We start from the raw sequence: 11625 nt of genomic DNA, 5'->3' as shown, positions 1-11625 counted from the left end.
CGATTCGGTGTTCGAGCTGAGGCTACTGATCGCGCGCCAACTGGGCGAGTCAAAACGGAAATTGGCGGTCCGTTCTCGGACACTGACTCGGGCAAGTGCCGACGGAATGTCACCCGAAAACATCCCGAAGCATTCCGAACGGATCTCAAGCGATCCGGTGCAGATACGGAGGGCTCCGGAGACTCCGAGAGCGAGGGTACGCCGGAGAGCCCTCCGGAGAACGGGAAAAGAGCCGGCCCGTTCCCTCCGTGCGGTGCGGAAGGAACGGACCGGCAGGCCGGGCGTGCCGCGCTGATCTCCTTGTGGCGTCCAACTCCCTTGTTTCTCGGTGACCTACTTGGACACGCCGACCGGCTTTCCCTCGGGCGACACGGCGTACCACGTGCCGCCCACGCCCTGACCGTTGGTGTCTCCCGGCTGCTTGTCGCCGGAGAAGGTGTACAGCGGCCAGCAGTCGATGGTCTGCTGCTGGAGACCGTCGGGCCGGTTGAAGGTGACGAAGCCCTTCTTCAGAATCCCCTTGGTGTCGTCCTTGGCGACCGGCTCGACGACGGGCCACTTCTCGAGGCACGCGCCGGTGCAGGCGGTCTTCATCGGCCAGGCCGAGTCCTTCATGAACCGGTAGACCGTCATGCCGTTCTTGTCGACCACGATCTCGCCGAGCTCCGGGTCCTCACGGGTGGACATGCCAGGCAGACCGGCGGCGCCGGCCCCGGCTCCGCTGCCCTCCGCGGACGCCTTCTTGCCGTCGGGCGCCGAGGCGAACCATGTGCCGCCCACCCCCTGGCCCTTGGCCTCACCGGGCTTGGTGTCCTTGGCGTACCGGTACATCGGCCAGCCGTCGATCGTCAGCTGCTTGGTGCCGTCGCTGCGGGTCACCTCGCCCAGAAGTGACTCGTCGACACCGGGCGGGGCCGATGCCCCCGAGCCCGGCACGGGGGGCCACGCGGTCGCACAGTCGCCGTCACAGGCCGACTTGGGCGGCTCGGCGGTGTCCTGGTCGAACCGGTAGAGAGTGAATCCCGCGCTGTCGGTGACGACCTCGCCGAGCTTCTTGCTGTCCCAGACGGCAAGTTGGCCGGCTTCCTGCGCCTTGCTCTGCGACGCCTGCTCGTCCTTGGCGCCCGCGCCGGACCCGTAGCCGTCACTCGAGCCGTATCCGCCCTCGGCCGCCGGGGCCGCGGCGCCCACGGCCCCGGCGGGTGCCTGATCGCCCTTCTCCTGACCGCACGCCGTCGTCAGCGCCAGCACGGCCGCAGCTGTCGCTACGAGCGAGGCGCTCCGCCAGGTATTCATTGCCAACTCCCGTTGTCTGCTTGCGTGTTGCGACGCCGGGATGCGCCGCGCTTGGCCCTAGGTACGGGCGGGGGTGGCGGATGTGTTCAACCGGCTCCGAAAAATCTGCCGACAGCGGCCCGCCCCCGCCGGTCGCAGCAGGCGAGTTCGGTCAACGGCCGGCGCGGCAAACCTTGGGGCACCCATTCCCCCATTCCCCACGTTCGCGCCAATCGGCGCCCTCATCGGCGTACCTGGCCCGACGGCCGATCATGCTCTCCGCCGTGTACGGATCACTCTGGGCGCGGTCCGCCCGTCTCGTAAGCGGGCTGGCGCTGTGCACTCTGGGCACGCTCGCCCTGTTGTTGCGCTCCTCGACGGTCGTGGCGGTGGCCGCGATGCCGGCCGATGCCTGTGCGTACGCCTACGTCGGCGGGGACGGCGGCGGGCAGGGCGGCGGCGTGGTGGCGGTCGCCGGGGACGACGTCGACTGCCCGGAGAGCCCGACGCCAAGCCCGCCGGAACCCCCGCCTCCGCCCACCCCGCCGCCTCCGCCGACCTGCTCCCCGTCTCCCGAGCCGCCCACGCCGACACGGACGCCCACTCCGACTCCGGCGCCGCCGTCTCCGCCCAGCCCGGAGCCCCCGGCCCCGACGCCGCCGCCGTCACCACGTCCTCCGGCGCCGGCTCCGGCTCCCAGCCCTCCGGTCACGGCACCGGAGCCCGGCGTCCGCCCGGAGCCGTCACCGTCCCCCACCCCGTCACAGGTGCATTTTCCGCCGTACCGCCGCCCTCAGGTGCAACAGCAGCAGCCCCGGAGCGGCCCGTCGCTGGTGTCCCTGACCCTGCTCGTCACCGCGCCCGCGGTGCTCGCCGTGGCCGCGCTGCGGCCCCGCTGATCCGCTGGAGGTCCTCCTATGCCGGAATGGCTTGTTCTCGCCCTCGCGATGGCGGCCGCGTGCTCCGTCGTCCTCATCATCACGGTCATCCGGCACCGCCGGATCGGGGATGACGACGATCCGTCCGAGACCCCGGACGTCATCGAGTACATCACCATGATGATCGGCGTCGTCTACGCCATCGTGCTGGGCCTCGCCATCGCCGGTGTCTGGGAGGCCCGCGGCGCCGCCCAGGACCATGTCCGCGCCGAGGCTCAGGCGCTGCACGAGATCTCCGAGCGCGTCCGCGTCTATCCGGACGATGTCCGCGACCGGATCCGCGCCGACGTCGACGCGTATGTCGGCCATGTCGTGACCACCGAGTGGGACACGATGGCCGGCAGCGGAGAGCTCACCGCCCGGGGGACCGCACTCCTCGACCGCCTCCGCCACGATGTCACCGACCACGAACCCGCGAACGACTTCGAGGCGCAGGCCTATCAGCCGCTGCTCGACCAGGTCGCCGCCGCCGACAACGCGCGGGGCGCGCGCGCCGACTCGGCCGGCGCCACGATGCCCGGCGTCGTGTGGTTCGGCCTGATCACCGGCGGAGTCGTGACCATCGGCATGGTCTTCGCCCTCCAGATCCGCCGCTCACCGCGCGAACTGATCCTCGCGGGCCTCTTCTCCGCCCTGATCGCCTTCCTGCTCTTCCTGATCTGAGACTTCGACGCCCCCTACGGCCGTGGCATCCCGGCCACGGCGGAGCCCTTCCACGCGCTGTTCCCCCACGTCGGGAACTGAGCGAGGCCGACACGGCAGTGCGCCGGGCACGGCTGTGCGCCGGGCCGGGCACCGGCGCACTCTGGTGGTATGGCCTGGAAAGCACCCATCGTCGTGCACCCGCCCGCCGCCGGGGGCGGGCGCCAGGTCAGCGTGCGGGGGCAGGCCGTGGGCATCGCGCACAGCGACCGGGAGCTGGTCGGGCTTCTGCGGCGGGTGGGGCTGAGCGAGGCCGACATGGCGCTCGACGACCCGCACCTCGTCGAGTGGCGGGGCGGCCGCCCGCACGTCTGGCGCCCCGACGAGGCGACGGCGCCCTGACCGTTCACGCCCGCGCCCAGACTCGACACGCCGCCCGTGTCCCCCGCCCGTACGCGCCACACCCCCCGTACGGCCCACAAGGTTGCCCCTTATGCCCGATCCCGATCGCGTCATCTCCCGGCCCTCCCTAGCGTTTCCGGCATCGAGGTGCATTGCGTCATCGAGCGGACGACGGTCCGCGGCTGCTCCTCGAGGACCGGAGGAACCACCTTGCACGCGATACGCGTGGCTTCGGCCGCCCCGCACGGCATAGCCCACCAGGGCATAACCGTGCTCACCGCCTGCACCGCCGCCCACGCGGCAACGCGCGTGACGACGCGCCCGAGGGCCTCTCGCCGAACAGCCCTTCGCCCCGGATCCGGACCTCATCGGGTACCGGCCGGGGTGAAGGGCTGTCGTGTGCGGTCTGTCTCCATGCGGCTGTGCTGGTCGTCAGCCCCTCTTCTCGGCCCGTCGACGCAGCCAGAACACACCACCGATCGCAGCCGAGGCAGCCACCAGTCCGCCGCCGATGGCCGTGTCGGTGGCGGTCGCACCGGCGAGGCTGCCGCCGAGGCCGCCGGCCACCGGTCCCGGCAACCCGTTGTTGCCGCGGCCGCGGTCCCGGTCGCGGTCACCGCCGACTCCGTTGCCACCGACCCCGTTGTTGCCGTGGTCACCGCCGGCTCCGTTGCCACCGAATCCGTTGCGCGTGGGGAAGACAACGAGCTCGTTCTCGTTGTCGCTGAAGGTCTGGCCCCCGCACTTGGCGCTGACGCCGTACGGGCCCCTGGCATCCCGCCTGATGGTGGCGGAGGCGGTCGCGGTGTTGCCGCCGCTGGGGCGCAGCCAGGTGGTCTGAAAGGCGCCGGACTCCACCTTGCTGCCCGCGAGCTGGCACACGACGCCCGCGACGCCCCGGACGGTGACCGTCACATGGTCGCCCGGCCGTACGACGCTGGGCGACACGGAGATGTTGTCCCCGAAGTCGTTGTCGTCGCCGAAGGCACCGCCGACACCGGGCCCGTTGCCCGGGAATCGTGGGAACCCGTTGCCGCCCAGCCCGTTGCCCGGGAACCCTGGGAACCCGTTGCCGCCGAGCCCGGGGAACCCATTCCCCGGGAATCCGCCGAGGCCGTTGTCCTTGTCGTTGCCGCCGAGGCCGGGACCGTTGGGGCCGAAGCCGTTTCCGTTACCACCAAAGCCGTTATTGCCGAACCCGTTGCCATCAAAGCCGTTGTTGCCATTGCCACCGAAACCATCGCCGTTGCGGTTGCCATTGCCACCAGGGCCACCGCCATTGCGGTCGCCGTTGCCACCAGGGCCATCGCCGTTACGGTTGCCGTTGCCACCAGGGCCATCGCCACCGATGCCGTTGCGGGAGCCGTTGCCGTTGTTCGGTTCGTCCCCGGCCACAGCCGACGGTGCAGCGAGCCCGAGCGCGACGACCGCGGCGGCTGAGACCGCCAGGGCGCGTGTAGTACGCATGTGAGTCCTCCGGGGAAGGCGCCCCGGGGAACCTTCCCCAGGAAGATCGGCAAGAACGCCCTCCAGACCGACCCTCAGACGCCCAGCTCAGGGCCGCATTTCGAGACTCGTCCGTCCTGGTGAGGAGACACGCCGGGGAATTGCGATCAATGTGATATTGCCGCAGGTCACGCACCGTCAGAAATTTCCGGCCCACTGCGACTCGGATGGCGCAGGAAGATTTACCCCGCCACCCGTTCGCACTTCTTCGGTCGCCCGTCGCGCGCGACGGACTTAACGTTCACGTACACGCAACGAACGCGGCGGGCCAGCCGTGCCTGGGGCGCCTCCCAGGCCCTTGAGGCACTGGGAAAGGACCACCGTGTCAAGAGGGGATGGAGAATGCCTTCGTTTCAACCGGCCGAAGAGGAGGAGGTAAGACGGAGGAAGCGCGCGCCCTGGGGTGTCATCGCGCTTGTTCTGCTGACCGGCCTCGCTTTGATGCGGAATGGCTCCGGGGAATTCAACGAGGGGCCTCCGCAACCCGCCGCCGCGGCGGCCGCGGACGGCCGCACCTCCACCGGGACGACGGCGCCCAAGGCGACACGCGATCCGCTGCCGTTCTCGATGGTGGAGCGGGTGCGGCTCCCCGCGATCAATGTCGACGCACCCGTCACGGCCGTGGGGCTCGACTCCGAAGGCTGGGTGCAGGCACCACCACCTGAGGACTCGAATCTCGCTGGTTGGTTCACCGGTGCCGTGGCCCCCGGCGAAAAGGGAACCGCCGTGATCGTCGGCCATGTGGACAACAGCAAGGGCCCGGCCGTCTTCTACGGGCTCGGCTCGCTCAAGAAGGGAAACCGCGTAGAGGTCAAGCGTGCGGACCAGAAGACGGCGGTCTTCGAGGTCTACGGCGTCGAAGTATTCTCGAAGACCAACTTCCCCGGACAGCGCGTCTACGGGAACACCGGACAGGCCGAACTGCGGGTCATCACCTGCGGCGGCGGATTCACCAAGCAGTTCGGATACGACGGCAACGTGGTGGTCTTCGCCCGCCTCGTCGAGGTCCGCTGAACGTTCCGACCAGAAAGGCGGGCTGATGCCCGCCTTTCTCATGCCTGTGACCCCAGAATCGGTGGCTGCTCAGACGCGCCTTCGCTGCGGCACGGTGATGCGGTAGCCCTCGTCCAGCAGGTCCGGGAGATAACTCCGCAGCGCCGCGACGCTCTGGGAACGGTCGCCGCCCGCGTCGTGCGAGAGCACGACCACGCCGGGCCCCGCGCCGTCGATGACACGGGTGACGATGGTGCCGGTGCCCGGGGTGGTCCAGTCGAGAGTGTCGACGGTCCAAGCGAGGGGCTCCATGCCGAGCTCGGCGCCGAGCTGGAAGGCCGCGCGGTTCCAGGCCCCGTACGGAGCGCGGAACCAGAGCGGCCGCTCGCCCACCGTGTCCTCGATGAGATCGCTGGTTCTGTCCATCTCGTCGCGCACCCCCGACCGTGAGAGTGACGTGAGCAGTGGGTGGGACCACGTGTGGTTGCCGATCACATGCCCGTCGTCGACCATCCGGCGCAGCAGGTCCTTGTTGTCGGCGGCCATCCCGCCGCAGACGAAGAACATCGCTCGCACGTCGTGTTTGCGGAGGGTGCTCAGGATTCCGGGCGTGTAGCGGCGGTCGGGGCCGTCGTCGAAGGTGAGCACCATCCTGCGGCCGATGCCGGACAGCCGCAGGATCGGCGCCCGCCGCACCGGTGTGCGGAGGGGGGCCCTGCGTGGCGGGCCGTATCCGGTGAGAGGCTGGAGCCGGTAGGTGGACGCCTTGACGGGACGGCGGGCCGGGGGTCCGGCGGCGCCGGTCTCCGCCGGCGCGCCCGGGGCGGGGGCGGGTTTGCGCGGGGCGCCCCGGATGACGGTCGGCTCCACGGTGAAGAGGCCGGTCTGGCCGGCAGCCGCCAGGGCGAGGGCACCTGCCAGCAACGCCCTTCGTCGCGAGAGCATCTGATCCTTATTCATGACTAAATGGGTCACCCGCCCGGCGGCTGCTGCCGCCGGTCAGTACCGGTACGGGCGAACGGGAGCACTCATTGGGGCCAGCGCCACCTGCCGACCACCGGACGCCCTCCCCCGGCCCGCCCGGCAGGACGGGCGCTACCTCAGCCCGCGCACCGGAAGCGCGGCCGCTGCCGCCGCTGACCCTCATCTGACCCGCACCAGGCCCACGACCTGCGAGTTCCGCTAGCCTCGCGACTGTGACCCATCAGCAGCAGCCGACACAGTTCGAGCGGGGTACGGACGGCCCCAAGGTGATCGTGGTGGGAGTCGACGGCTCCGACTCCTCGCTGCGTGCAGCGGCCTATGCCGCGGGGCTGGCCCGCCGGCAGCGGGCGCTTCTCGCCATCGTCTATGTGCAGCCCGTGATGGCCACGGGCGCCGCGCTCGGTGTCCCGGTGGCGGAGACGACCGACGAGATCGCCGAGGGGCTCATCACCGAGATCCGCGAGGCCGCCGAGCGGGTGAAGGACATATTCGAGGTGCGCTGGGAGTTCCACACCTTCCGCGGAGACCCGTACAACGGCCTGGTCAGCGCCGCGGACGAGCTCAAGGCGGACGCCGTTGTGGTCGGCGCCTCGGAGCAGGCGGGCCACCGCATCATCGGTTCCGTGGCGGTACGGCTGGTGAAGGCGGGGCGGTGGCCTGTGACGGTGGTTCCGTAAGGGAAAAGCGGGAACCCCTCCTACGTGTGAGGGGCGTGGCACTTTCCGTCACCCCTTCTCCTGGACCGTTCCGACCGGCCCGTCAGTCGGCTGTCGTCCGCGAAGAGGTGAGGCTCATGGCTCGGCTCCGCATGGGTGAGGGCGTCCTGCGCCGCAAACCCATCGAACACATCGAGGAGGCCGACGCGGGCCTCGAGAGCGAGAGACTCACTCGCACGCTGGGCCTGTGGCAGCTGACCGCGATCGGCGTGGGCGGCATCATCGGCGCCGGCATCTTCACGCTCGCGGGCACGGTCGCCAACGGCACGGCAGGGCCGGCCGTGCTCGTGTCGTTCCTCGTCGCCGGTGTCGCGAGCGCCGCCGCGGCGCTGTCGTACGCGGAGTTCGCGGGCCTCATCCCCCGGGCGGGATCGGCGTACACGTACGGCTACGCGGTGCTCGGCGAGTTCGCGGGATGGTTCATCGGCTGGGACCTACTGCTTGAGTACACCGCGATCGTCGCGGTGGTCGCGATCGGCATCTCCGGCTACTTCAGCTTTCTGCTGGGCGAGACCGGAGCGGACCTTCCGGCCTGGATGCTGGGCGCGCCCGGCACCGGAGAAGGACACCGGGTGGATCTGTTCGCCGCGTTGCTGTGTCTGCTGATCGCATATCTGCTGAATCTCGGCATCAAGAACGCCGCACGGTTCGAGACGTCCGTGGTGGTCCTCAAGGTGCTGGTCGTGCTGCTGGTGATCGGTGTCGGGGTGTTCCACATCAACACCGCCAACTACAGCCCATTCTTCCCGTACGGGATCGGTGGCGCCTTCACAGGTGCGGCGACCGTGTTCTTCGCGGTCTTCGGCTACGACGCCATGTCGACCGCCGCCGAGGAGTCCAAGGACGCGCAGCGCCATATGCCGAAGGCGATCATCTACTCGCTCGCGATCTCGATGGTGCTGTACGTGGCGGCCTGCCTCGTGCTGACCGGCATGCAGCACTACACGGAGATCGACAAGGAGAGCGGGTTCTCCACCGCCTTCAAGTCGGTCGGTCTCACCGGGCTCGCGGACATCATCGCGGTCGGCGCGATCATCGGCATCCTCACCGTGATGTTCACGTTCATGCTGGGCGTCACGCGCGTGTGGTTCGCGATGAGCCGCGACGGGCTGCTGCCCAAGTGGTTCGCGAAGACGCATCCGACGCGGCACGTGCCCACGCGCGTGACATGGATCGTCGGTTTCGCGTCGGCCGCCATCGCCGGGTTCCTGCCGATCGGCGAGGCGGCCGAACTGACGAACATCGGGATCCTGCTGGCGTTCGTCGTGGTGTGCGCCGCGGTGATCGTGCTGCGCTACCGGAGGCCGGATCTGCCGCGCACTTTCCGCACTCCGTGGATGCCCTTCGTGCCCGCCCTCGGCATCGTCTTCTCCATCTGGCTGATCACGTTCCTGCAGTCCCAGACCTGGTTGCGGTTCGCCGTGTGGTTCGCGGTCGGTCTCGTCATCTACTTCGGGTACTCGTACCGCAAATCGGAGATGGCGAAGGCCAAGCCGGTGCCCGGCGGCGGTACGGCGCCGTAGCCGACCGGGTTACTCCGCCATGACCAGTCCGTCCTCGGCCGCCCCGCGGCTGAGGACGATCCGGCGGATCCGGTCGCGTACGTCCGCGAGGCCGGGGTCCGTGGCGGCGCCGAGACGGACGACCCGGCCGGTGTCGGGATCGAACCACTGCGGGATGAACTCGGCCTTCTCCACCGTCCACCGGCCGTCCGGCCGGGTGGGCGGCGCGAAGGTGAAGCGGGCGATGCTGCTCTGATTGCCGCGGGGGTCGTGCGCGCCTCCGTGGTTGTACATGTGGCCGGCGACCTGGTCTCCCATGCCGTAGACGATCCAGGTGCCGTTGACCTTCTCGTACGCCTGCGGGATGTGCGCGTGCGTGCCGAGGATCAGGTCGACGTCCGGGCGGCCGCCGGTCTTCGACGCCGTGAGCTGACGGCCGAGCGACAGCTGGCGCCGGTCGGGCGCGTCCTGCCACTCGGTGCCCCAGTGCAGCGAGACGACCACCACGTCGGCTCCCGCCCGGCGGGCGGCACGGGCGTCCGCGACGATGGTGCCGCGGTCGATGAGATCGACGGCCCACGGCTTCCCTGCGGGCCGCGGGATGCCGTTGGTTCCGTACGTGTACGCGAGGTGCGCGACGTTGGCCGTGCCCGCGCGCAGCCAGGCCGGTCCCTTCGCCTCGGCGGCCGTGCGCGCCGAGCCGGCGTGCTCGACGCCCGCCGCGTCGAGGGCGTCCAGGGTGCGGCGGATGCCGTCGATGCCATCGTCGAGGGTGTGGTTGGAGGCGGTGGAGCAGGCGTCGTAGCCGGTCTCGGCGAGGCCTTCGGCCACCTCGGGCGGCGACTTGAACATGGGGTAGCCGCTGTAGTGGCTGTCCGCGCCGTAGACCGTCTCCATGTGGCAGATCGCGAGGTCGGCCTTGGCGACGACGGGCCTGACGGCGGCGAGCATGGGCCGGAAGTCGTGGCCGGTGCCGCCCGCGTCGGTGTGCGCGCGGCGGATGACGGAGGCATGCGGCAGGACGTCCCCGGAGGCGACGAGCGTGAATCCGTGCTCCGCGCGGCCGCCGGCGCCCGCGGCGGGCGGGACCGGCTGCTGCTGCAGGGTCCGGCGCGGCGGGGCCGGGTCCGCCGGCGGGTCTGCCACCGTGCAGCCCCCGGCGGTTCCGATCAGCAGCACCGCCCCGGCCGCCGTATCCCGGCACATGCGTCGTGTGCGCTGTGTCATCGCGGCCCGGCCTCCACCTCAAGGGGATGTTTCCTACGTAACTTCATGTACGAGGCAAACAGGGTCAATTACCCATACCGACTCAGTACCTGAAACGGGGATGCTTCCCACACCACGGATGAGCCTGGCCGGGCCGCACCGGTGGACCGTTCACCGCACCGCTCGTCGACCGCATCGACCGCCCGTCGCAGAGGCGTGTCCGTGATCTGTCCGTACGCGGCGGGCTGCGCTGCCATACGCCCATGACCGGCACGACCACAATGACGAGGACGACCGGCGAGCGGGAACTGGCCGAGCTGCAGCGCGAGCACGGCGGACCCCTCTTCGCCCTGCTGCTGAGGCTCTCCGACGGGGACCGGCAACGTGCCGAGGACCTCGTGCAGGAGACGTTCGTCCGCGCCTGGCAGCACCCCGAGGCACTGTGCGCCGACGCCTACGACTCCGTACGCCCCTGGCTGTTCACCGTCGGCAGGCGGCTCGCCATCGACGCGCGCCGGGCCCAGCAGGCCCGGCCTGCCGAGGTCGGGGACGCCGTCCTGGAGAACGCCCGCGTGTGCGCCGATCACGCGGAGAGGGCGGCTGCCACGCTGGACGTGCGGGAGGCTGTGAAGACTCTCACTCCGGAACACCGGGCGGTTCTGTTGCAGGTGTACTTCCGCGGGGCGAGTGTGGCGGAAGCCGCCGAAGCCCTGGGGATTCCGCCCGGTACTGTGAAGTCCCGTGCGTACTACGCGCTGCGCGCGCTGCGCCGGGTTCTGCCGGAATACGCAACCGACCTGCAATGAAACGGCAGGCCGGGTCAAACCTCTGTAAAGCGCCTTGCTCGGAGCCCTGGTTGAGTAATCGGCTGTCCTCATCCGTGTTCCGGAACGAGGGCTCGGGGCCCGAGACGCGCATGGACCGGAGGAGGCAGAACAGGATGCTGCACAGAAGCAAGGGCAGTGCCGGCGGCACCGGCGGTGGCGAACTGACCGTGCCGATGGCCTGGTTGTACGCCGAGTACATCGCGGACGAGCTGCTGCGGACCGGCGATCTCATGCCGCCCACGTCCTTCGAGTTCCGTGCCGGGCGCGACGCGCTGGCGCTGACGATCTTCCTTTCCGACACGGACGGGGAGCTGCCCGGTATCCGGGTGGTCACCCAGCTGGAGACCTGGCTGTCCCTGACGGCGCACGATCAGCCGTGGCACGAGTGGGTGCGCGAGCACATGGACCGGCTGACGGCACAGGTGCGGGAGACCGGCGACCCCGCGCCCGATCTGGAGCTGGCCGTCGCGGCGTGGCGCTGGCTCCAGGAGACCGAGTTGCTGGCGCCCGACCTGGACGCCGTCCCAGGCGGCGGGACCGTCCCCGGCGAGGACGACGCGCCCAAGGTGTGGACACCGGCCTGGCAGCTGGGGCTGCCGCTGGGGCATCTGGCGATCCACCTGTTCTGAACTGT

At 70.2% G+C, this 11625-nt stretch carries 12 protein-coding genes and 1 pseudogene; 10 read left to right on the top strand and 3 right to left on the bottom strand.

Annotated elements, in window-relative coordinates:
• Positions 1-333: 333 nt before the first annotated feature.
• Entirely contained in the window at positions 334-1296 is a 963-nt protein-coding gene (locus H1D24_RS14780; protein WP_181657984.1) for an SCO0930 family lipoprotein, read from the bottom strand.
• A gap of 263 nt (positions 1297-1559) precedes the next feature.
• Here H1D24_RS14780 and H1D24_RS14775 point away from each other — a divergent pair, with 263 nt between their 5' ends.
• The 6 genes and pseudogenes from H1D24_RS14775 to H1D24_RS14755 all read left to right on the top strand — a co-directional run bounded on the left by H1D24_RS14775 (position 1560) and on the right by H1D24_RS14755 (position 5777).
• Complete coding sequence (locus H1D24_RS14775; RefSeq protein ID WP_181658053.1) at positions 1560-2174, top strand: hypothetical protein; 615 nt, start codon at positions 1560-1562, stop codon at positions 2172-2174.
• Between the two features lie 18 nt (positions 2175-2192).
• Positions 2193-2957 (top strand): annotated as a pseudogene (locus H1D24_RS14770) (bestrophin-like domain).
• 69 nt (positions 2958-3026) lie between these two features.
• A complete protein-coding gene (locus tag H1D24_RS14765; RefSeq protein ID WP_181657983.1) occupies positions 3027-3257 on the top strand; it encodes a hypothetical protein in 231 nt (76 codons plus the stop codon).
• A gap of 691 nt (positions 3258-3948) precedes the next feature.
• On the top strand, positions 3949-4098 hold the full coding sequence (locus H1D24_RS44385; protein ID WP_445194918.1) for a hypothetical protein: 150 nt from the start codon (positions 3949-3951) through the stop codon (positions 4096-4098).
• Between the two features lie 74 nt (positions 4099-4172).
• A complete protein-coding gene (locus H1D24_RS44380) occupies positions 4173-4697 on the top strand; it encodes a hypothetical protein (RefSeq protein WP_445194917.1) in 525 nt (174 codons plus the stop codon).
• Positions 4698-5105: 408 nt separating this feature from the next.
• A complete protein-coding gene (locus H1D24_RS14755; RefSeq protein WP_181657981.1) occupies positions 5106-5777 on the top strand; it encodes a class F sortase in 672 nt (223 codons plus the stop codon).
• Positions 5778-5846: 69 nt separating this feature from the next.
• On the opposite strand, the gene H1D24_RS14750 is transcribed toward H1D24_RS14755, so the two are convergent.
• Positions 5847-6716 (bottom strand): polysaccharide deacetylase family protein, encoded by an 870-nt coding sequence (locus H1D24_RS14750; RefSeq protein ID WP_181657980.1) that lies wholly within the window; start codon positions 6714-6716, stop codon positions 5847-5849.
• Between the two features lie 236 nt (positions 6717-6952).
• Here H1D24_RS14750 and H1D24_RS14745 point away from each other — a divergent pair, with 236 nt between their 5' ends.
• Positions 6953-7417 (top strand): universal stress protein, encoded by a 465-nt coding sequence (locus H1D24_RS14745; RefSeq protein ID WP_181657979.1) that lies wholly within the window; start codon positions 6953-6955, stop codon positions 7415-7417.
• 116 nt (positions 7418-7533) lie between these two features.
• Positions 7534-8979: an amino acid permease gene (locus tag H1D24_RS14740; RefSeq protein ID WP_181657978.1), complete on the top strand. Its 1446-nt coding sequence runs from the start codon at positions 7534-7536 to the stop codon at positions 8977-8979.
• Positions 8980-8988: 9 nt separating this feature from the next.
• Here H1D24_RS14740 and H1D24_RS14735 read toward each other — a convergent pair whose 3' ends face one another.
• On the bottom strand, positions 8989-10185 hold the full coding sequence (locus tag H1D24_RS14735) for a CapA family protein (protein ID WP_181657977.1): 1197 nt from the start codon (positions 10183-10185) through the stop codon (positions 8989-8991).
• Between the two features lie 242 nt (positions 10186-10427).
• On the opposite strand from H1D24_RS14735, the gene H1D24_RS14730 reads away from it, so the two are divergent.
• Both H1D24_RS14730 and H1D24_RS14725 read left to right on the top strand, forming a co-directional pair.
• A complete protein-coding gene (locus H1D24_RS14730; RefSeq protein ID WP_181657976.1) occupies positions 10428-10970 on the top strand; it encodes a sigma-70 family RNA polymerase sigma factor in 543 nt (180 codons plus the stop codon).
• A 134-nt stretch (positions 10971-11104) separates the two neighbouring features.
• Positions 11105-11620: a hypothetical protein gene (locus H1D24_RS14725; protein ID WP_181657975.1), complete on the top strand. Its 516-nt coding sequence runs from the start codon at positions 11105-11107 to the stop codon at positions 11618-11620.
• The last annotated feature ends 5 nt before the right edge of the window (positions 11621-11625 follow it).

The organism is Streptomyces himalayensis subsp. himalayensis, assembly GCF_013778455.1.
In the GTDB taxonomy this organism is placed as follows: Bacteria; Actinomycetota; Actinomycetes; order Streptomycetales; family Streptomycetaceae; genus Streptomyces; species Streptomyces himalayensis.
Note: the sequence above shows the minus strand (reverse complement) of the source record. Positions and strands in the feature narration are given on the sequence as shown.